This window comes from Desulfotruncus arcticus DSM 17038, assembly GCF_900113335.1.
Taxonomy (GTDB): Bacteria; Bacillota; Desulfotomaculia; order Desulfotomaculales; family Desulfallaceae; genus Desulfotruncus; species Desulfotruncus arcticus.
Map to the genome: position 1 here is coordinate 96,323 of NZ_FOOX01000001.1, position 20,900 is coordinate 117,222.

Consider the following 20,900-nt stretch of genomic DNA (forward strand, 5'->3'; position numbering starts at 1 on the left):
TCACGAGTGTTAATAGCACTTTATATTCAGGATTTTGGTCTTATTGACAGTGCCGAAATTGAATTTAGTGGCGGGTTAAATGTTTTAACCGGTGAAACCGGCGCAGGTAAATCGGTTATTCTTGATGCGCTTAAGGCTTCTCTGGGTTTTAGAATTCAATCCGACATGATCAGAACCGGGCGGGAACGGGCAGTGGTGCAGTCATTGTTTGACATTAACAGCCTTAGCGGTGTCCTGGCCAGACTTGAAGAGTACGGCCTGCAGCCCGATGCCGCCGATGACCTTATGCTGGCGCTAAGCAGAGAAATTAACCGTCAGGGCAGAAACATTTGCCGAATTAACGGTCGTATAGTGAATTTAAGTGTATTTAGAGAAATCGGCGGGCTGCTGGCAGACCTGCACGGGCAGCATGACCAGCAATCATTGCTGCAAAATGACAAACAGGTATTGCTGCTGGACGGGTTTGGCGGGTACGACCTGGAAGTGCTGGTAAAAGAAACGGCGCGTACCTATCGTGAATGGCAAAATAATATTAAACGTAAGGACGATATTATTGGCGGCAGCCGGGAAAGACAGCAGCGCAGGGATACGATCAAGTACCAGTTGGAAGAGATCGAGGCGGCCAAACTTGCTGGCGAAGACGAGAATCAATTAAACCGCCGCCGCAATTTGTTGGCCAATGCTGAAAAGATCGGCTTGCTGACGGAAGGGATATTGAAAAAAATACACAGCGGCGACGGTATGAGCCAGGCTGTGGTTGATTTGCTGGGAAATTCCCAAACTGAGCTGGAGGAGTTAGTCCGTTATCTGCCGGATACGGCAAGTATCTTCGAAAATATCCAAACAGCACTTTGCCTGGTGGAAGATGCCGCCAGGGAGCTTTCCTCATACCGCGAAAACATAGAAATGGACCCTCGCGAGCTAAATTACCTGGAGGAAAGGCTCTCGCAAATTGAACGATTGAAAAAGAAATATGGAGATACCATTGAAGATATTGTACAATACCGCAATTCCTTAGCTGCAGAATTGGAGCAGCTTGATGAACTTGATATTGACGCAACCGGTATTGAAAAACTGGTTGAGACCAGCCAAAATAGCTATTTTGCAACAGCAAATAAAATGGAAAAGCTCAGAGAGAAAGTTGCGGAAAGATTAAAAAAGGAAGTAGAAGCTGAGTTGTCTGAACTGGAAATGGCAGGAGTGCAGTTTGATATTGGTTTCTTTCCCGGGGCACCGGGACCAGGTGGTATAAATAAAATTGAATTTATGATTTCGCCCAACCCCGGCGAACCTCTAAAGCCCCTGGCTAAAATTGCCTCCGGGGGGGAATTGTCCCGGGTGATGCTGGCCTTAAAATCCATTCTGGCCGGCAATGATGATCTGGCAACCCTGGTTTTTGATGAGGTTGACGCGGGTATTGGCGGAAGGACACTGCGATCTGTAGCCGAAAAGCTGGACAAATTGGCGCTGAAAAAACAGGTTTTATGTGTTACGCACTCAGCGGTAATTGCAGCTTATGCTTCAACCCATTATTTAATTGAAAAATTGGTTGGAGATAAAAAAACCACAACAACAATCAAGCGGTTGGATGATGATGAACGAATCAACGAATTAAGCCGCATGCTTGGTGGAGACAGCACATCCGAAAACCTGATTGAATTCGTCAAGAAAATAAGGAAAAAGGAGTCAGGAGTCAGGAGCCAGGAGTCAGAATAATTTTGGAGTACATTTCAAATGGAATGTAATAACCCCCCTGAATACTAAATTAGTAATACTGAATATCTGAATAACCAAAAAACTAATTAAATATTTTTGAAGGAGCCTTCAAACAAAGGCTCTTTTTCTTTTGGAATAAACCTTTAATTTAATCGTTACTAATCAGGAGTCAGAAGTAGCATAAGAGAACGGTTTATCGTCCTTTAATATTCTGACTCCTGAATTCTGACTCCTATCCAATCTCCAACTTCTAATATGTTACAGGTCCAAAGCGTCCCGCTTCAAACGGGCAAATACCAATGTGCGGCACAACAGGGCGGAATAATTGAATCGCTGCGAGGCCAATTTAACTATAGAAAAAAATTTTATAAAAAGGAGGTAGGCCGCCCTGAGACGCAGCAATAAAAGCAGCAGCGGATTTCGCTCTATAACAGCATTTATTTTAGTATTTGTTTTTTTTATGTGTTTAATGACTGTAAATTCATATTGGCATAATTTATTACCCGCGCGACAGTATATTAAAACCGGTGATAATATTTTTGCCGGCATGGAACTTCCCGGGATGATTAAAAAAAATGTCAGTCTGCACATGCATTCCTCTTCAAACCTGCTTTCAATAGGTGGTAATAACTATCAGGATTTAATTATCAAGCCCGGCAGCGCACTGCCGGTGGCCGCAAAACCGGGCATGCTGGACCTGCAGTTTAAACTTTTTGGCTTGATCCCGATCCACCATATGCTGGTGGATGTTGTTTCTCCGGTTAAAGTTATACCCGGCGGGCAGTCAATTGGAGTTCTGCTTCATTCTGAAGGTGTTATGGTTGTCGGAGAGGCTGCTATTGACCAAGGCGGCAAAAAGATTTTTCCCGCCAGGGAGGCAGGTATTTCCGTAGGTGATTTAATATTGAAACTTAATGGTAAAGAAGTGACAGGTGAAAACCAGCTGCAAAATTTAATTGATAAATGTGGCAGGCAGGGAAAAGATGTTAATTTATTAGTCAAACATGGAAATGAAGTGAAAAACCTCCGGATAAATCCAATATTATGCGACGAAACAGGCCGTTACCGCGTTGGATTATTTGTCAAAGACAGCGCTGCCGGTGTGGGAACCATAACTTTTTATGATCCCGACAGCCGCGTTTACGGAGCCCTGGGACACATTATCACTGATTATAGTGGAAAAAGTATTATTAATCCCCGGGATGGAAAAATTGTTGAAGCTTCAATAAAAGGCCTTCATCCCGGTAAAAAAGGCGAACCCGGTGAAAAACTGGGGGTTTTTAAAGGTAAGAGTGATATTATTGGCGATATCAGCAAAAACACCAAGTATGGTATCTTTGGTGAACTGGAGAAAGGGCTAAAAAATCCTATTTACGGCAAGCCGGTTGCTGTTGCACTCACTTATCAGGTTAAACGTGGCCCGGCCCAAATACTTACAGTTCTTGATGATAATAAAATACAAAGCTTCGATATCGAGATAGCCCAGGTGTTACCTGGCAACCAGAGTAAAGGACTGGTTCTGCAGGTTACCGACCCGGAGCTGATACAACGTACTGGCGGGATAATTCAAGGGATGAGCGGAAGCCCGATATTACAGGACGGCAAGCTGGTGGGTGCGGTTACTCATGTTTTTATCAACGATCCGACAAGGGGTTACGGGGTATTGGCTGAAAATATGTTAAAAGAAGCAAATTTGATTAACATCGAGCAATTACAAAAGAAAGCTGGATAAATACTACTTAAACGCTATTTAAGATCAATAAAAAAGTAAAATATTAACAAAAAAGTTAAAAAACATTAAAGGTATTCCCTCCTCTACGTCGAAAAGTAGTAATATAGAAAAAGATATAACTCTTAGGAGGCGGGAATTTTCATGAGAAAGGCTATTAAAATATTAATTGCAGATGACAACAAAGATTTTTGCGAATTATTGAAAGAATTTCTGCAGCAACAAGAAGATTTTGAATTAACGGGTATTGCTTTTAACGGCATGGAGGCACTGGAATTAATCAAAGAGAAGTCTCCCGATGTTCTGGTTCTCGATGTAATCATGCCCCACCTGGATGGTATAGGAGTTTTAGAAAAACTTAGTGAAGCCACCAGGGAAAAACCAAAAGTTATCATGCTCACTGCATTTGGCCAGGAAAGTATAACCCAGCGCGCTGTAGAACTGGGAGCTGACTACTATATATTAAAGCCATTTGATTTTACCGTATTGGCTAACAGGATTCGTCAGCTGGCCGGTGGTTTAAGAGTTTCACAATATATTTCAGTGTCAAAACCTAAAAATCTAGACGTTTCAGTTACAAATATCATACATGAAATGGGAGTGCCGGCTCATATTAAGGGCTATCACTATCTTAGAGATTCTATATTAAAAGTTATTGAAGATGTTAATCTGCTTGGCGCCGTAACCAAGGAACTCTACCCCATGATAGCTCATAAATATCAGACAACCCCCAGCCGGGTTGAAAGGGCCATCAGACACGCTATTGAACTGGCCTGGGACCGCGGCAATGTTGAAATGATGACCAAGTTTTTTGGCTACACCATCAACCTCGAACGCGGCAAGCCCACCAATTCCGAGTTCATCGCCATGGTGGCGGACAAGCTCAGGATTGAAGCTAAAGTAAGTTAAATGTTGGGCCTGACCCTGTACACATTACCAAAATGTAATCGGTAACTGGGACCACGCACATAAAAGGGAAAAAAAGGCAGGACCGGATTTTACCTTCCGGAACTGCCTTTTTCATTTTGTTAGCATATATTAGAGGAACTTACCTGATTAATTTAATGGGGTTTTTGTGCATTTATATAATAAAATCCGACTCATAAATAAACTTGACGGCAACAAGCAAAAACTGTAAAATAACTAAGTTAAGGGCGGTGATATTTTGAAACATATCAAGGGTATAGCCCGTTTAGATAAAAAAACCAAAAACCTGGTTAAAAGATTAAACCCGGGAGACATAGCCATCATTGATCACGCCGACTTGGATGAGGTTGCGGTAAATTCTCTGCTGGATGCACGGGTTAAAGCCGTTATCAATGTTGCCCATTCGATGAGTAAAGCATATCCCAATAGCGGTCCACTGTTACTGGTTAAAGCAGGAATTAAGCTGATAGACTGCCCCGGGGCCGATCTGTTTCAAAAGGTAACCGAGGGTGTAGAATTAGAGCTCAGGTATGGACAAGTTTTTGGGGCGGGAAAAATTTTAGCCACGGGCCGTGAATTGGACGAGGGTTATATTCAGGAAAGAATGGAAGCAGCCAGATCTAATTTGGAGGATGTGCTGTCAGGCTTTGTGCAAAACACCATGGATTATGCCAAAAATGAAATCGGCCTGATTTGCGGCCAGTACAAAGCGCCCGAAATTAAAACTGTTTTCAAAAGAAAACACGCGCTAATTGTAGTACGGGGAAAAAATTACAAAGAAGATTTAAAAGCAATAAAATCATATATTGATGATGTCAAACCGGTATTAATAGGAGTGGACGGTGGCGCTGACGCCCTGACAGAGTTTGGCCTGCAGCCCGATATAATCGTGGGGGATATGGACAGCGTAAGCGATAAAATGCTCCTCAGTGGTGCAGAGCTGGTTGTACATGCTTACCCCGATGGCAGGGCTCCCGGGATGGCCAGGCTAAATGAGCTTGGCTTGACAGCGGCGAGTTACGCTGCGCCCGGTACCAGTGAAGATATTGCCATGCTCCTGGCATACGATAATGAGGCTGAACTAATTGTAGCTGTAGGCACTCATTCCAACATGATCGACTTTCTGGAAAAAGGGCGCAAGGGTATGTCCAGTACCTTTCTGGTTAGGGCTAAAGTTGGTTCAATCCTGGTGGACGCCAAAGGGGTCAGCAGACTTTACAAAAGCAAACCCCAGGCCAAACACCTGGCACCAATTTTTGCCGCGGCGCTGGTGCCGGTAGCAGCTATTGCGGTTATTGCCCCGGCTACCAGAGAGCTGCTGCGCTTACTGTACATACAATTTAAACTGCTGGTTGGCATTTAAGGTGGGACATGATGATAGTAGATTATAAATATCACATAGCGTCTCTTGTGGCTGTATTTTTAGCCCTGGGCATAGGGATCTTAATTGGCAGTACGCTGCTTGGGAATACTACGCTGGTTGAATCTCAAAAACAGGTTACCAACAATCTGGAAAGCCAGTTGGAGGCACTTAGAAAGACCAATGAGGATGTTACCGCCCGGTCTAATGCCTTGCAACTGGATGCCAACATCAACAAACAGTATGAAGATCAGACACTGCCATTGCTGGTAGATGGCAGACTGGCTGATAAAACCTTTGCCGTAATTGAGTTGAATGGCTCCGGTTTTCCCCCTGAAATTACCGAGGTTATTGAAGATGCAGGGGGAACGGTCAGTTCAGTTACTTCGATTAATGATTTTTACGATGAGCCAAAAGCTCTTAATGTTCTGCGTGAAGAATTGGAGCTTTGGCCCGACCTGAGTGATGATGAGTACCTCGGTAAACTTGGTACGGAAATTGCGGTAGGGGTCATTGACGGAGAAAAAGATTCTATTGTAAATAGTCTTGTTGATAAAAAGATTTTGCAGTTCACCGGAGAATTTGGTATACCGGTTGACGGTGTCATTATTATTGGCGGAGGCTATAAGCCTGAAGCGCGCAATATGCAGATTGACTTAGCTTTAATTGATTACTTTAAAGAATTAAACATTCAGGTTGTTGGCGTTGAAGAAACGGATGTTTCGTTCTCTTTAATGAAAGAATACCAGCGCAAGCATATTAGTACGATAGACGATATCGACAGCGCGCCTGGCCGGTTGGCGATGGTGTTAGTCCTTGGCGGGCAGCCGGGTAATTATGGTATTAAGCCAACTGCCCAAAAGCTTTTACCTGATATGCAAAAACAGGAGGTAAAGTGATTTGACCAGAGTAACGGCGATTATTCCGGCGTATAACGAGGCGAGGTATATAACTGATACGGTGGCCTCGCTTGCGTCAATACCGGAAATTAACGAGATTATTGTTGTTAATGACTGTTCCGGCGACGGAACTGCTGATCTAGCTGCGGCGGCGGGAGCCAGGGTTATCAGCCTTGAGCGCAATATGGGCAAAGGCGCGGCGCTGAATAAAGGCGTGGCAGCGGCAGCGGCTGACATTTATCTGATACTGGATGGGGATTTAGGCACTTCCGCCCGGGAGGCCGGCCGACTTCTTCGGCCTGTGCTGTCAGGACGGGCCGATATGACCGTGGCCCAGTTTCCACCGGCGCTTCGCAAGGGTGGCTTTGGTTTGGTCAAGGGCTTGGCCCGTCTGGGTATTAAATTAAATACCGGGCTGGAAATGAAAAGCCCTCTTTCCGGGCAGCGCGCCATGACCCGTAAGGTGCTGGAAAGGGTTATTCCCTTTGCGTCGGGTTACGGTGTAGAAGTCGGTTTAACTATTCGAACTGCCAGAGCCGGTTTTCGGGTCCTGGAGGTTCCCTGCGCCATGACGCATGCCGAAACGGGGCGTGACTTAAAGGGATTTATACACCGGGGAAGGCAGTTCTGGCACATCATCCTTGTTTTAGCCAGGATCATGTCTTTTAAGAAGCCTGTATTGAGGTGAAATTGTGAACTGGCTATTGGAGACACTTTCTTTGCCGGCGGGGCTATTGATATCTTTCTGTGTTACTTACGCCATCAGGGAAAAGTTACTGCGCATGATCACAGCGGCCGGTTTTGTCCGCCCTAATTACCGGGGCGAAGCAATACCACTTGGCGCGGGTATTATTTTTTTTGTTTCTGCGCTAATTACAGTAACGCTGTTGATTGTATTTTGGCCTCAAAACCTGCGCAGCCTGGCCCTGGTTTTTTTATTTTCTATTGGCGGAGCAACTTGCCTTGGCCTGATTGACGATTTTTGGGGAACCAGGGACGCAACCGGTTTGCTCGGCCACTTCAAAGCACTATTGTCCGGACGGCTGACTACGGGCGCTGTTAAAGCCATTGGCGGCGGTTTAATTGCGATTATTGTTGCAGTTCAGCTATATCCGGGTAATTGGCTTAGGATCATAGACAGTTCATTAATCATTGCTCTTTCGATTAATCTGGTAAATTTATTTGATTTGCGTCCCGGTCGGGCGGGCAAAATATTTATTTTGGCCTGTATTGTTATCATGCCGCCGGCATTGGGTAGGCCGGAGGCTGTAATGGCGGCGATTATTCTGGGCAGTGTACTGGCTTACCTGGGGGCGGACCTTAAAGCGAGGGCCATGATGGGAGACGCCGGGTCCAATACTCTGGGTATGGTTGTAGGCGTTACTGCCGCAGCAGTATTGGATGGCTATTTTAGAATCTTGTACCTGGCAGTGCTTGTTTTAATCCACATTATTACCGAAAGATATTCCTTAACCAGCATTATCTCAGGAAACGTGTTTCTCAACTACCTGGACATGCTGGGACGGGAGAAGGATTCGGGAAACAGATGTCGAAATTAAGAGATATGCGCAGATTAAAAGAAAAAATTACCATTTTTGTTGGCAACATAGGCAGCGGGAAGACTGAGCTGGCCATTAATTATGCCCTGCGGCTTAAAGAAGAGCATGACCGGGTGGGCATAGTCGACCTTGATATAGTAAACCCCTATTTTAGGACCAGAGTGTTCAGGGATTACCTGGAGCAAAACGGCCTTAAAGTAGTGGCCCCGGCGGGTGAACTGGCGGGTGCCGATGTTCCGGCCCTGCCGTCTGCGATACTGGGTATCCTGGAGGATGAGGGGATCAAGGGTGTTTTAGATGTGGGTGGCGATGAGATTGGCGCCACCGCACTGGGAAGGTTTAAACCCTACCTCCCTAACGGTTCTTATGAGATGCTTTTTGTGGTAAATACCTGCCGTCCATTCACCAGGACTGTGGAAGGCATTATGCAAGTGCTGAAATCGGTGGAAAAGGCCTCGCGCCTGGAAGCCACCGGCTTGGTCAGCAATACTAACCTGGGATCAGGCACTGACATTGCCACAATCGAGGCAGGCCATAGCATTGTGACAGAGGCTGCAAGCAGGCTTAACGTGCCTGTTGCTTTTATGGCTGTTAGAAATGAGCTCGCAGCAGAATTGGCCCAAAGGTTGCCCCGGGAAAATTTATTCCCTCTTAAATTGCATGTACTGCCCCCATGGCTGCGGGGATAGATCAATTTTTAGGAGTCAGAATTCAGAAGTCAGTAGTCAGAATAAAAAATCGACTTAGGGGATTGGTGAATTCTGACTCCTGACTTCTGACTTCTGTATACTTTATATAATAAGGAGGAATTGCCTTGGCGCGAGCGCAAGTTACTTTCCGCGAAGATCGTTGCAAGGGGTGTAAATTATGTGCTTCAGTTTGTCCCAAGCAAATTATCAAAATGGCGGATCACATTAATGTGATGGGATTTCACCCGGCGATCGTAGAAGATCAGGAGAAATGTACCGGCTGCGCACTGTGTGCGATCATGTGCCCGGACCTGGTTATCGAAGTGGCAAGGGAGGAAAAAAAAGTTGGCTAAAATGTTGATGAAAGGCAATGAAGCCATTGGTGAGGGAGCCGTAAGGGCCGGTTGCCGTTATTTTTTTGGTTACCCCATTACTCCCCAAAGCGAACTGCCCCATTATCTGGCTAAAAGAATGCCGGAAGTCGGAGGAACATACCTGCAGTCCGAAAGCGAGACTGCCGCGGCTAATATGGTGTTCGGCGCTGCCGGAGCAGGGGCCCGGGTTATGACTTCATCTTCGGGACCGGGAATCAGCTTGATGCAGGAAGGTATATCTTATATTGCCGGCGCCGAGCTGCCCTGTGTTATTGTTAATATGATCCGTGGCGGCCCCGGCCTTGGTAATATTGCCCCGGCCCAGTCCGACTACTTCCAGGCCGTTAAAGGCGGTGGCCATGGAGATTACAGATTGATTTGCCTGGCCCCTGCTTCCGTGCAGGAGATTATTGATTTGATGAAGGATGCCTTCGACCTGGCGGATAAATACCGCAACCCCGTTATGCTGCTGGCCGACGGAGTTCTGGGACAAATGATGGAGCCGGTTGAACTGGGAGAAGAACAGGAAATTACCGTACCGGACCGTCCTTGGGCTGCAACCGGGCGTAAAAAAGGTGGCCCCAAACGGTTAATTAATTCATTATATATTGTTCCGGAAGATTGCGAAAAGCATAATATTAAATTAGGTGAAAAGTACGCCATCATAGCCCGCGAAGAGCAGCGGTGGGAAGAATACCGGCTGGAAGATGCCAAAATGGTGGTTGTGGCGTTCGGCACCAGCGCCAGGATATGCAAGGCGGCGGTTGACAGCGCCAGGGAAGAGGGCATGGCGGTGGGACTGATCAGACCTCTTACTGTCTGGCCGTTCCCCAATGATGTTTTTGCCAGGGTTAAGGAAACAGCAAATAATTTTTTGGTTGTGGAAATGAATATGGGTCAAATGATTGAGGATGTGCGCCTTGCCACCAACGATGCCAAGCCGGTGCATTTTTACGGCCGGGTAGGCGGTATGCTGCCGGTGGCCAGAGATATTCTTAACGAAATTAGAAAACTTTACGATGGGGGTGCAGCGAAGTGAAAACAGTTTTTACCAGGCCGGAATCGTTAAAAGACATGCCGATGCATTATTGCCCCGGCTGCACCCATGGTATTGTGCACAGGCTGGTTGCTGAAGTAATTGATGAAATGGACATCTACGAGCGGGCGCTGGGTGTGGCCCCGGTTGGTTGTTCCGTATTTATATACAATTACATGGACTTTGACATGTACCAGGCAGCCCACGGAAGGGCACCCGCGGTGGCAACGGGGATTAAAAGAGTTCTGCCGGATCGTTTGGTATTTACCTACCAGGGTGACGGGGACGCGGCGGCCATTGGTACCGGAGAACTGGTCCACGCCGCTGCCAGGGGAGAAAGAATAACTGTTATTTTCATTAACAATGCCGTATACGCCATGACCGGCGGTCAGATGGCGCCCACCACCTTATTGGGCCAGAAAACCACCACCACACCCTTTGGGCGTGACGCTGCCGCCAACGGTATGCCGGTTAAGGTTTGTGAAATGCTGGCCCCGCTGGACGGCAGCGCCTACCTGGCCAGAGTCGCGGTAAACAGCCCCAAGAATGTAATGGCGGCCAAAAAGGCCATTCGGAAAGCGTTTGACGTTCAGATGAGCGGAGCCGGGTTTACACTGGTGGAGGTGCTTAGCGCCTGCCCCACCAACTGGGGGCTGTCGCCCCTTGAAGCGCTTAAATGGGTGGATGATAAAATGATTCCCTATTACCCGCTGGGTGAATACAAAACTCCGGCAACGGAGGTGCAACCATAATGTTTGAAGGTGTTTTAATAGCTGGTTTTGGTGGTCAGGGTGTGCTCTCAACGGGTCAACTGCTGGCTTATGCCGGAATGAAAGAGAACAAACACGTGGCCTGGATACCCTCGTACGGTCCGGAAATGCGCGGCGGCACAGCCAACTGCGGGGTCACTGTTTCCGACCAGCCCATCAGCTCGCCGGTGGTAAGTGAGCCTACCGTACTTATTGCCATGAACAGGCCGTCTTTGGAAAAGTTTGAGCCCGCGGTAGTGCCAGGAGGATTGATTCTCGTCAATAGCTCGCTCATAGATATTAAAACCAAGCGCACTGATGTACGCACTGTCTACGTGCCTGCCAATGATCTGGCCGAAGAACTGGGCAGCGGCAAAGTAGCCAATAATATTATCCTTGGCGTTTTACTGGAACTGACCGGTGTAGTATCTACCGATTCCGTGCTGGAGGCATTGAAGGACGTGCTGCCCCCCAAACGGCACAACTTAATTCCACTCAACCGTGACGCCCTGGAAAAAGGCAGAGAATTGGCCATTAAAAATAAGTAGTCAGAAGTCAGGAGACAGGAGTCAGAATGAAAAAAAGTCGTCCCCATGGCTTCGCTACATTGTTATGGGATACTACTTATCTTTGGGGTCACACTTAAGGGTCCGAGATTGCCACGCTGCGCTCGCAATGACATTATCCATAGCTGTAAAAAATATAAGCAAAAACATATCATAACCGCCGTTCCTGTTTTACAACAAGGGAATAGGCGGTTATTATATTATAAAGAGGAGACAGGAGTCAGTATTCAGAATTCAGAATGAAAAACCGGAAAATATCAGGGATTTAGCACAAGAGAACGGTTAATCGTCCAATACTGTTTTTAATTCTGACTCCTGACTCCTGAATTCTGAATACTCAAAGGATGTGGTTTTCGTTTGATCAATAAGGAACGATTAGTGGCCGAATTTAAGGAATTAGTCCAGGTGGGCAGTGAGAGCGGCCGGGAAGGGCGGATGGCCGCGCTGCTGCAACAAAAACTTGAAGCTTTGGGTTTTGAGGTAGTGATAGACGAAGCAGCAAAGGCAATTGGCACTGAAACCGGCAACATTATTGCCAGATTAAAAGGAAATGTTGAAGCACTGCCGGTTTTATTCTGTGCGCACATGGATACGGTTACTCCCGGCATGGGAATCAAACCGGTTGAAGAAAACGGAGTTATCCGTTCCGCCGGCGATACGGTGCTGGGTTCCGATGACAAGGCCGGGATTGCCGTTATCCTGGAAGCTATACGGATACTAAAAGAAAAAGGATTAAAACACGGTGACCTGGAGCTGGTGTTTACCGTGTGTGAGGAAACCGGGCTTTCCGGAGCTAAAGCGTTGGATTATGCAGGGCTTGAAGCAAAGATGGGGTTTGTGCTGGATACGGATGGCCACGCCGGCACTATTGTTAACCAGGGCCCGTCGCAGGATAAAATTGTGGCTGAAATATATGGGCGGGCAGCCCATGCGGGGATTAATCCGGAAGACGGGATCAATGCGATTCAAATTGCCTCCAAGGCTGTGGCGGTCATGACACTCGGCAGGATTGATGAGGAAACCACCGCCAATTTAGGTATCATCACCGGCGGTAAAGCAGTCAACATAGTTCCGGACAGGGTAATGCTGCAGGGGGAAACCAGAAGCTTAAACGAGCAAAAAAGGATCAACCAAACCAAAGCCATCTGTGCTGCGCTGGAAAAAGCCGCACATGACGCGGGAACAACGGTGCAGATAAAAATTGAAACAATATACCCGGCTATGTTCGTGCCGGAAAGCGAGCCGGTTGTGCAGTTGGCTCAAAAAGCCGCGTTAAATATCGGGCTGAAGCCGGAAATCAAAGGCACCGGCGGCGGCAGTGACACTCATATATTAAATCAAAACGGTATCCCTTCCGTAAACCTGGGCATCGCCATGAAAAAAGTTCATACTACCGAAGAATATATTGCGGTTGACGACCTGGTTAAAGATGCGGAATATGTTCTGGCCATCATCAGGGAAGCGGCGGAAAAGGAGCTTTAATGTGATCAGAATCAGGCGGGGGACAGTCCAAACAATTCTATCCCGGCGTCCGGGAATAACAGCTGTTTTGGTGGAAATACCAGGTGAAAGCACGGGCAGGGCCTATAATTATGATGCCATAACCGGGCCGGTGGCTGAGGGCGACGGGGTATTGCTTAATACGACGGCGGTGGCCAAAAACCTGGGCACCGGCGGCGCACATTTTGTAATGGCCAACTTGACTTCCCCGGAAAAGGAAATGAACGAGCCTGGCCACATTATGAAGCTCCGCTACACTCCGGGGCAGGTTAAAGTGCTGGCTGCCGAAGAACCCGAAAGCCCTGTGGCGGAAAAGATCAACCGGACAGAATCACTGGACGGCTTACCTGTGGTGATTGGGACTTTGCACAGCATGCTTGCTCCCGCCGCTGCGGGAATCAGAGCAGCTATGGGCCAAGAAGCCAGGATAGTTTATATCATGACGGACGGGGCGGCGCTGCCCTTGTGGCTGAGCGAGCTGGTTTATGAGCTAAAACAAAAGGGATTGATTGATGCTGCAATTACCTGCGGGCACGCCTTTGGCGGAGACTGGGAAACCATTAACGTCTATACCGCACTGCAGGCTGCCGTGGCCGCTGCTAAAGCCGATGCGGTGATTGTGGCCATGGGGCCGGGTATAGTTGGTTCAGCTTCGAAATTCGGGTTTACGGGAGTGGAGCAGGGGGAAATAGTTAACGCTGTAAATATCTTAGCCGGGGAACCCGTCGCCATCCCCCGGATCAGCTTTGCCGATCAGCGCGAAAGACACCGGGGAATCAGTCACCATACGATTACGGCACTGGGTTCCGTTGCACTAACTCCGAGCACCATAGTGTTCCCCCGGTTGCCCCATCATCTTGCCGCGATTATTGGGGAACAGGCCAAGGCGGCCGGGTTGGATCAAAAGCATCGGCTGGCAACGGAGGACGGCGCCCCCGCGCTGGAATTATTACAGCAACAAAGTATTAATGTTAAATCAATGGGCCGGACCATCCAGGACGACCCGGCATTTTTCCTGGCTGCAGGCGCCGCCGGCATCCATGCCGGTAAAATGGCGGTAGGACGGAAAGACTAGACTAGTGCAAAGAGGAAGTTAAAAAGTCCTTCACAGTTAGCCGGGATTGAGACCAGCTTTGTAATAGTTTTTGTAAATCGCCTATTTTGCCGCAGTAGCAAAAACAGTTTCTAGAGATAAGAATACGCATAACCACACCAACCTTCAACCAATATATACCAAACATTATGCGGTTGAAGGTTAATATATTCCGGAGGGACCCGCATGAAAATTAACACAGTTAAACTGGGTATTAATGCCAGTGGTGCGGCAGAAGCTGCCAGAAACGGGGATGTGGTGGTAATCGTTGACGTGATCGATATGTCCACTACTCTGGAAGCCGCCCTGGATGCCGGTGCTCTGGCCGTGTTCGGTGCGGCGCCGGATGCCGCAGCGCCTCCGGTGCCGATTAACCCGGAAAAAGTAGGTTTGCTGGCAGGCCGCCTGGCAAAAAAAAAGGAGGCCGAGGTGATCCTGGTGGCCGAGCCCAGGGTTGGTTCGGACGAGCAAAGATTAAGCGGAATAACTAGGCTGTGCGGCGGGCTGGCCCGGACAGCGGCAAAGGTTGGTTCAGTATTGCCCAATATCGGGGCCGAAACCGTCAGACTATGTGACTTTCGCGATAAGGTGGTTATCGCCGCAACATCAACGGGCGGCGTAGCCTATGACGCAGCAGTGCAAGCAGGGGCACAGGTTGTTTTAACAGGCACTGTAGCCAGAACAATGTCTAAAAAAGGTTCCGCTCCGGCCCGGGCGGCGGCGTCCCGGGCGATAAAACACGCAAACTTGCTTAACACCGGTATAACGGTTGTCGCGGCCAGTGGTAACTCCATGGAAGATATCCTGGCCGCTGAGTACATTACCAAGGCTATTTTAGAAGAATATCAGCGGCTGGCCTGACATATAAATTACCAATAAAGCCATGGACAGGTTGTAGGGGGAACGGTTATATGGAATATTTACGCCGGATTTGGACCGCCTCCCTTAAAAAGAGCTGGCCGCTGTATCTAATCGTAATTATAGTTTTTAGCGTAGGTATATTATTAGGTTCGCTGGGAGCCAATACACTTCAAGATGACCAAGCCCAGGAATTGCATCAATACCTGCAGTCGTTTTTATCCCAGGCGGCCGAACTGGATATTGAAAAGGGGCAGGCTGCCAGAGGGGCTTTATATGACAATATCATTGTAGTCGTTGTAATGTACATTCTGGGACTGACGATAATCTGCCTGCCCCTGGTTTTAACTTATATCTTTTTCCGCGGTTTCATACTAGGCTTCAGTATAGGGTTTTTAATTATGGATAACGAATTGCACGGATTTCTGGTGATATTATTATCAATGCTGCCTCACAATATATTTTACATCCCGGCCATGATTATTGGCGGAACGGCTTCGCTTTCTTTTTCTATCTTATTGATTAAAAGGTTCTTTAATTCCAGAACGATAATCTGGCCTGCATTTTTAAGCTATTCACTGGTTATGACGGGCGTATTGGCTGCTTTTGTTTTAGCGGCTCTAACCGAAGCCTATATAACTCCGGGTTTTACCAAATATTCAGCCTCGCTTTTTGCCGGTTGGTAATTTTTTGGCAGTGCAACAGGAGGCAGGTTTTATGTTCTTTGTTGTCATAACCAGATTAAAAGATAAAGTTATGCTGTTGATTAGACTCATACTAATTCTTTGTATCTTACTTTTACTCTCTGTTCAGCTTTACAGCGCTGTAAGGAAAGGGGACACACCTCCTCTTAGGGGTCAAGGCTTTGGTGTGGAGGAACACCCAACCAAAGTGACATACATAAACTAAGCCCGGTTGTTATTAGATGCGAGTGAATTATGATAGCGTCTTATGTAAACCAGGGCTTTTTGTTTTATTTGTTACATATTTGTTAGATACAAAGGAAAGATCTGGGGTTATGTTGAATTTAAAATTAAATCGGGGGTCGGGAACAATGGAAATGCAGATTGCAATTTTTTTGGATTATCTTGCAGTCGAGCGGGGTTTAGCTAAAAATACCGTTGAATCATATCAATTTGACCTTAAAAATTTTATGGCGTTTTGCGCTAATCGCCAGGTGCTGGATGTCCGCCGGATCGACAGGGTGCTGGTATTAAACTATTTGCTGGAATTAAAAAAATTAGGACGTTCTCCTGCCACCATAGCCCGGCATATGGCTGCTTTAAAGGTGTTTTGCAGGTTCCTGCTGGACGAGGGGTTACTTGCCAGGGACCCTACCACTAATTTGGAGTCCCCCGGCTCCGGGAAAAAATTGCCCGGGGTACTTGACCAGTCCGAAGTGGAATTGCTGCTGGAGCAGCCCCGCATCGGCAACCCTGCCGGGCTAAGGGATAAGGCTATGCTGGAATTAATGTATGCCACCGGCATGCGTGTTTCCGAATTGATTTCTCTAAATGTTGAGCATGTTGATCTTGAGTCCGGCTATGTCCGTTGTACCGGTAAAGGTTCTAAAGAACGAATCATACCGGTGGGATCAATAGCGAAAAAATACTTGTTGGAATACCTGAGCAGGGGAAGGGCCAAAATAACGGCAAACCGTACCGAAAACGCCCTTTTCTTGAATATGCGGGGAAAAAGATTAAGCAGGCAGGGTTTTTGGAAAATAATTAAAAAACATGCCCGTAAAGCAGGGATCAAGGAAATTACGCCCCATACCCTGCGGCATTCCTTTGCCACACATCTGCTGGAAAACGGGGCCGACCTGAGGTCGGTGCAAGAAATGTTGGGACATGCGGATATAACAACCACGCAAATATATACTCACCTTACCGACACCAGGTTAAGGGAAGCGTTTAATAAATCGCACCCCAGGGCTCTAAAAAGAGTTGACGGGTAAGCAGTTGGAGGTTTGGACATGTCATCTGATAAAAAAGTGCTGCTGATCGTATTGGACAGCGCCGGCATTGGATTTCTTCCGGATGCGGACAAGTATGGGGATGTGGGCAGCAACACGCTGGGCAACTGTTCCAGGGCGGTTGGGGGCTTAAACCTGCCTAATCTCGGTAAAATGGGACTGGGTTTACTGACCGATATTGCAGGCGTTCCCCCCGTAGATCATCCGGAGGCCTGCTATGGTAAGATGGCGGAACGCTCACCGGGTAAAGATACCACCACGGGACATTGGGAAATGTCCGGAATTATACTGGACCGCCCCTTTCCCGTATATCCTGATGGGTTTCCCCCGGAAATAATTGAACCGTTCAAAGAACAAATCGGCCGAGATATACTTGGTAATAAAGCGGCTTCGGGAACGGCTATAATTGATGAACTTGGACCATTGCACATACAAACTGCCAAACCCATAGTTTACACTTCCGCCGACAGTGTCTTTCAGATCGCTGCGCATGAAGAAGTGATACCGTTGGAGGAGCTTTACCGGATGTGCGGAATTGCCAGGGAACTGCTGACCGGAAAACACGCAGTGGGCAGGGTAATCGCGCGTCCTTTTGTCGGAACTCCGGGAAACTTCAACAGAACTGCCAATCGTCACGATTTCTCGCTCAAACCCCCAGCCCGGACAGTGCTGAATCTTTTAAAGGATAACAATATGGAAGTAGCCGCAGTGGGCAAGATTAATGATATTTTTGCCGGTGAGGGGGTAACTGAGTCTGTACATACCGTTGGCAACATGGACGGTGTTGATAAAACACTGGAGTTGGCCCGCAGACAATTTAAAGGGCTTATCTTCACCAACCTGGTGGACTTCGACCAGCAGTACGGGCACCGGAATGATTTCCGGGGCTATGCCGCCGCGCTGGAAGAATTCGATCAGCGGCTGCCGGAAATTATAGCTGCCATGCAGCCTCAGGATGTACTGATGATAACTGCCGACCATGGTTGTGATCCCACCACCGCCAGCACGGATCATTCCAGGGAGTACGTCCCGCTGCTGGTTTACGGCAAGCAATTACGGCGGGGAATAAACCTTGGGACCCGTTCAAGTTTTAGTGATATCGGCGCTACCATAGCTGGTTTGTTTGGTTTGATTTTTCCGGTGGGCGAGTGTTTCTTGGAGGAAATTTTAATTTAAGGTGATTTATCATGCAAATGTATGACTTGATCTACAAAAAACGAAACGGCAGGGAACTTACCCGGGAGGAAATAAACTACTTTATTCAGGGTTATACAGCCGGAACCATACCGGATTACCAGGTTTCGGCTCTGTTGATGGCGATATATTTTAAGGGCATGACCGGGCGGGAAACCGCTGACCTGACTATGGCCATGGTTAATTCAGGCGAGGTAATCAACCTGGAACAAATACCGGGTATTAAAGTGGACAAGCACAGTACCGGCGGGGTGGGTGATAAAACCACTCTGGTGCTGGCCCCCCTGGTTGCTTCCGCCGGGGTGCCCGTGGCCAAAATGAGCGGGCGTGGTTTGGGCCACACCGGGGGCACAATTGATAAATTGGAATCAATCCCCGGCTTCAATGTCAACTTGCAGCCCGAAGATTTTATCAGACAAGTAAAAGATATCGGTATCGCCCTGATGGCCCAAACAGGTATCATAACACCGGCGGACAAAAAACTATATGCTTTACGTGACGTAACGGCCACGGTGGACAGCATTCCGCTAATCGCATCCAGTGTAACCTCCAAGAAAATTGCCTCGGGAGCAGACGCTATATTGCTGGATGTAAAATGCGGCAGCGGAGCATTCATGAAAACCAGACAGGATGCAGCGTCCTTGGCCCAAGCTATGGTTGCCATCGGAAAGCTGGTTAACCGCCGCATGGTGGCAGTGGTGACCGAGATGGGACAGCCTTTGGGACGCGCAGTGGGCAACGCCCTTGAGGTTAAGGAAGCCCTGACCACGTTAGTAGGCGAGGGGCCGGGGGATTTAAGAGAATTGTGCCTAACTCTCGGGTCACACATGCTGGTGCTGGGGGGAGTCAGCCGGGACACTGCCGGCGCCAGGGCGCGCCTGAAGGACTTGCTCAATCAAGGTAAGGCTTTGCAAAAATTTAAGCAGCTTATTGAAGCACAAGGTGGTAACGCTTCTGTTATTGACAGTCCGGAAAAACTGCCGGCGGCGAGGTATCAAAGCTCTGTTGCCGCCCCTGAAGGGGGCTATGTTGCCGACATTGATACAATGCAGGTGGGCAGGGCAGCCATGCTGCTGGGAGCCGGCCGGGCGTCCAAGGACGACCTTATTGATCATGCGGCCGGTCTGGTTTTAACAAAAAAGACGGGTGACTTTGTTAAAAAAGGTGAGGAACTGGCGGTTTTGCACACCAACCGGAAAGACGCGCTGGATGCGATAACCAAACTTACAGCATCTGCTTTTACAATTACTGTGAATAGTCCGGAAAAGGCTCAACTAATTTGGGAAACTATTGAGTAATATAAGCATCCGGCCAAATTTATGGCCGGAACTAAGGATAAAAGTATAAAAATCGCGCGCTAAGGGAACTGATTGAGCGCGATTTTTTATTTGCCGTATAACTTTCATTATCCTCCACATAATATTTTGAGCGATAAAAACAGGGAGGGATGTCTATGAAGCGCAGATACATCTTGTTAATTAATATTATGCTGTTGTTCCTTATTCTGGCTGTGGCGGGAACGGCGCTGGCAGCGACTGAGGAAAAGCCCTCCGGGGCCGGCCTGGAGACCACGGCGGAGGCTGCAGTGCTGATGGATGCCTACAGTGGCAAGATACTCTGGTCAAAAGAACCGGACAAGGAACTGCCAATGGCCAGTGTGACCAAATTAATGACCATGCTGCTGGCGTGTGAAGCCCTGGAGCAGGGAAAAATCAGCCTTGAAGACCGGGTTACCGTTTCGGAAAACGCGTGGAAAATGGGCGGTTCGCAAGTCTATCTCGAGCCGGGTGAGGAAATGAGCATGAAAGAAATGTTCATCTCAGTAGCAGTGGGGTCGGCCAATGACGCTAGCGTCGCTGTGGCCGAGCATATTGCCGGCTCGGTTGAAGCCTTTGTGGAAATGATGAACGCTAAAGCTAAAGAACTGGGCTGCAACCATACCAAGTTTGCTAATCCAACCGGCTTACCGGCTGAAGGACACTATACCTCCGCCGGCGATATGGCAGTAATACTGCGTGAAGCATTGAAGTATTCCGAATTTAGAAAAACCTCTTCCATATATCGCTATGACCTTCGGGGCGGCGATTTTGTCCTGTGGAATACCAACAAGCTTTTAAAATGGTATCGCGGGGTCGATGCAGGCAAAACCGGCTGGACCAACGAAGCCAAATATTGCCTGGCCACAACGGCAAAAAGGGACGGTTTAAGGTTAATTTCAGTTGTATTGGGTACACCGGAGCCCAGAAGCCATTTCAGAGAAACGATAAAAATCTTTAATTATGGCTTTGCCCGTTACGAATCCGTTAATTTCGCCGAAAAAGGTGATAAGCTGGATACCGTAAAAGTCGATAAAGGTGTTATGGAACAGGTCGGCGTTGTCGCAGCTGAAGAAATTGCCGTTGCTGTCCCTAAAGGACAAAAGAAAAATATCCGCAGCGAGAAAGTCATTAAAGACGGGCTCGAAGCCCCTGTGAAAAAGGGACAAAAAATTGGTGAGTTTGTAGTAAAGCTTGATGGCCGGGAGCTTCAAAGGTTCCCGCTGTTGGCCCAGTCCAACGTCGGTAAAGCATCTGTTTTCCAACAAATGTATAAAGTCATGAACAAGGTTTTTGGAGTTAAATGATTTGTGGTTAAAAGGGACAATGCACTTAGCGGTAAATTGTCCCTTTTTATATT

General features: G+C 47.8%; 20 protein-coding genes. All 20 read left to right on the plus strand.

Annotation, left to right across the window (positions count from 1 at the left end; genetic code table 11):
- Positions 1–6: 6 nt before the first annotated feature.
- The 20 genes from recN (at position 7) to BM056_RS00565 (ending at position 20,847) form a co-directional block, all read left to right on the plus strand.
- Entirely contained in the window at positions 7–1,716 is a 1,710-nt protein-coding gene (gene recN / locus BM056_RS00465) for a DNA repair protein RecN (RefSeq protein ID WP_092467622.1), read from the plus strand.
- A gap of 388 nt (positions 1,717–2,104) precedes the next feature.
- A complete protein-coding gene (spoIVB, locus tag BM056_RS00470) occupies positions 2,105–3,448 on the plus strand; it encodes a SpoIVB peptidase (protein WP_274377504.1) in 1,344 nt (447 codons plus the stop codon).
- A gap of 141 nt (positions 3,449–3,589) precedes the next feature.
- A complete protein-coding gene (spo0A, locus tag BM056_RS00475) occupies positions 3,590–4,354 on the plus strand; it encodes a sporulation transcription factor Spo0A (RefSeq protein ID WP_092467625.1) in 765 nt (254 codons plus the stop codon).
- Positions 4,355–4,610: 256 nt separating this feature from the next.
- A complete protein-coding gene (steA, locus tag BM056_RS00480; RefSeq protein ID WP_092467627.1) occupies positions 4,611–5,735 on the plus strand; it encodes a putative cytokinetic ring protein SteA in 1,125 nt (374 codons plus the stop codon).
- 11 nt (positions 5,736–5,746) lie between these two features.
- Positions 5,747–6,631, plus strand: coding sequence for a copper transporter (locus BM056_RS00485; RefSeq protein WP_092467629.1), 885 nt, complete (start codon positions 5,747–5,749; stop codon positions 6,629–6,631).
- 1 nt (position 6,632) lies between these two features.
- The gene (locus BM056_RS00490; protein WP_092467631.1) at positions 6,633–7,319 is read left to right on the plus strand and encodes a glycosyltransferase family 2 protein; all 687 of its coding nucleotides are present in this window, start codon (positions 6,633–6,635) and stop codon (positions 7,317–7,319) included.
- Between the two features lie 4 nt (positions 7,320–7,323).
- Positions 7,324–8,190, plus strand: a complete 867-nt coding sequence (locus tag BM056_RS00495; RefSeq protein WP_131820696.1) for an MraY family glycosyltransferase — start codon at positions 7,324–7,326, stop codon at positions 8,188–8,190.
- A 5-nt stretch (positions 8,191–8,195) separates the two neighbouring features.
- Positions 8,196–8,879, plus strand: a complete 684-nt coding sequence (locus tag BM056_RS00500; RefSeq protein ID WP_092468386.1) for a P-loop NTPase family protein — start codon at positions 8,196–8,198, stop codon at positions 8,877–8,879.
- 125 nt (positions 8,880–9,004) lie between these two features.
- Positions 9,005–9,232: a 4Fe-4S binding protein gene (locus BM056_RS00505; protein ID WP_092467635.1), complete on the plus strand. Its 228-nt coding sequence runs from the start codon at positions 9,005–9,007 to the stop codon at positions 9,230–9,232.
- Positions 9,225–10,292 (plus strand): 3-methyl-2-oxobutanoate dehydrogenase subunit VorB, encoded by a 1,068-nt coding sequence (locus BM056_RS00510; protein WP_092467637.1) that lies wholly within the window; start codon positions 9,225–9,227, stop codon positions 10,290–10,292. Before BM056_RS00505 ends, BM056_RS00510 begins: the two co-directional genes overlap by 8 nt.
- Positions 10,289–11,041 (plus strand): thiamine pyrophosphate-dependent enzyme, encoded by a 753-nt coding sequence (locus tag BM056_RS00515; protein ID WP_207648109.1) that lies wholly within the window; start codon positions 10,289–10,291, stop codon positions 11,039–11,041. The genes BM056_RS00510 and BM056_RS00515 overlap by 4 nt, the downstream gene beginning before the upstream one ends.
- Positions 11,041–11,586, plus strand: a complete 546-nt coding sequence (locus tag BM056_RS00520) for a 2-oxoacid:ferredoxin oxidoreductase subunit gamma family protein (RefSeq protein WP_092467640.1) — start codon at positions 11,041–11,043, stop codon at positions 11,584–11,586. The genes BM056_RS00515 and BM056_RS00520 overlap by 1 nt, the downstream gene beginning before the upstream one ends.
- A 375-nt stretch (positions 11,587–11,961) precedes the next feature.
- Complete coding sequence (locus BM056_RS00525; RefSeq protein WP_092467642.1) at positions 11,962–13,086, plus strand: M20/M25/M40 family metallo-hydrolase; 1,125 nt, start codon at positions 11,962–11,964, stop codon at positions 13,084–13,086.
- Position 13,087: 1 nt separating this feature from the next.
- Positions 13,088–14,179: a DUF3866 family protein gene (locus BM056_RS00530; RefSeq protein ID WP_092467645.1), complete on the plus strand. Its 1,092-nt coding sequence runs from the start codon at positions 13,088–13,090 to the stop codon at positions 14,177–14,179.
- 204 nt (positions 14,180–14,383) lie between these two features.
- On the plus strand, positions 14,384–15,058 hold the full coding sequence (locus BM056_RS00535) for a hypothetical protein (protein ID WP_092467649.1): 675 nt from the start codon (positions 14,384–14,386) through the stop codon (positions 15,056–15,058).
- A 50-nt stretch (positions 15,059–15,108) separates the two neighbouring features.
- The gene (gene spoIIM / locus BM056_RS00540; RefSeq protein WP_092467651.1) at positions 15,109–15,741 is read left to right on the plus strand and encodes a stage II sporulation protein M; all 633 of its coding nucleotides are present in this window, start codon (positions 15,109–15,111) and stop codon (positions 15,739–15,741) included.
- 368 nt (positions 15,742–16,109) lie between these two features.
- Complete coding sequence (gene xerD / locus BM056_RS00550; RefSeq protein WP_092467655.1) at positions 16,110–17,012, plus strand: site-specific tyrosine recombinase XerD; 903 nt, start codon at positions 16,110–16,112, stop codon at positions 17,010–17,012.
- A gap of 18 nt (positions 17,013–17,030) precedes the next feature.
- Entirely contained in the window at positions 17,031–18,206 is a 1,176-nt protein-coding gene (locus BM056_RS00555; protein ID WP_092467657.1) for a phosphopentomutase, read from the plus strand.
- An 11-nt stretch (positions 18,207–18,217) separates the two neighbouring features.
- A complete protein-coding gene (locus BM056_RS00560; protein ID WP_165613311.1) occupies positions 18,218–19,522 on the plus strand; it encodes a pyrimidine-nucleoside phosphorylase in 1,305 nt (434 codons plus the stop codon).
- Between the two features lie 155 nt (positions 19,523–19,677).
- A complete protein-coding gene (locus BM056_RS00565) occupies positions 19,678–20,847 on the plus strand; it encodes a D-alanyl-D-alanine carboxypeptidase family protein (protein WP_092467662.1) in 1,170 nt (389 codons plus the stop codon).
- Positions 20,848–20,900: the final 53 nt, after the last annotated feature.

Excerpts from the sequence above, each read along its gene's own strand:
- spo0A (WP_092467625.1), top strand. The coding sequence starts at position 3,590 with ATGAGAAAGGCTATTAAAATATTAATTGCAGATGACAACAAAGATTTT.
- BM056_RS00485 (WP_092467629.1), top strand. The coding sequence starts at position 5,747 with ATGATAGTAGATTATAAATATCACATAGCGTCTCTTGTGGCTGTATTT.
- BM056_RS00500 (WP_092468386.1), top strand. The coding sequence starts at position 8,196 with ATGCGCAGATTAAAAGAAAAAATTACCATTTTTGTTGGCAACATAGGC.
- BM056_RS00520 (WP_092467640.1), top strand. The coding sequence starts at position 11,041 with ATGTTTGAAGGTGTTTTAATAGCTGGTTTTGGTGGTCAGGGTGTGCTC.
- BM056_RS00535 (WP_092467649.1), top strand. The coding sequence starts at position 14,384 with ATGAAAATTAACACAGTTAAACTGGGTATTAATGCCAGTGGTGCGGCA.
- spoIIM (WP_092467651.1), top strand. The coding sequence starts at position 15,109 with ATGGAATATTTACGCCGGATTTGGACCGCCTCCCTTAAAAAGAGCTGG.
- xerD (WP_092467655.1), top strand. The coding sequence starts at position 16,110 with ATGGAAATGCAGATTGCAATTTTTTTGGATTATCTTGCAGTCGAGCGG.
- BM056_RS00555 (WP_092467657.1), top strand. The coding sequence starts at position 17,031 with ATGTCATCTGATAAAAAAGTGCTGCTGATCGTATTGGACAGCGCCGGC.
- BM056_RS00560 (WP_165613311.1), top strand. The coding sequence starts at position 18,218 with ATGCAAATGTATGACTTGATCTACAAAAAACGAAACGGCAGGGAACTT.
- BM056_RS00565 (WP_092467662.1), top strand. The coding sequence starts at position 19,678 with ATGAAGCGCAGATACATCTTGTTAATTAATATTATGCTGTTGTTCCTT.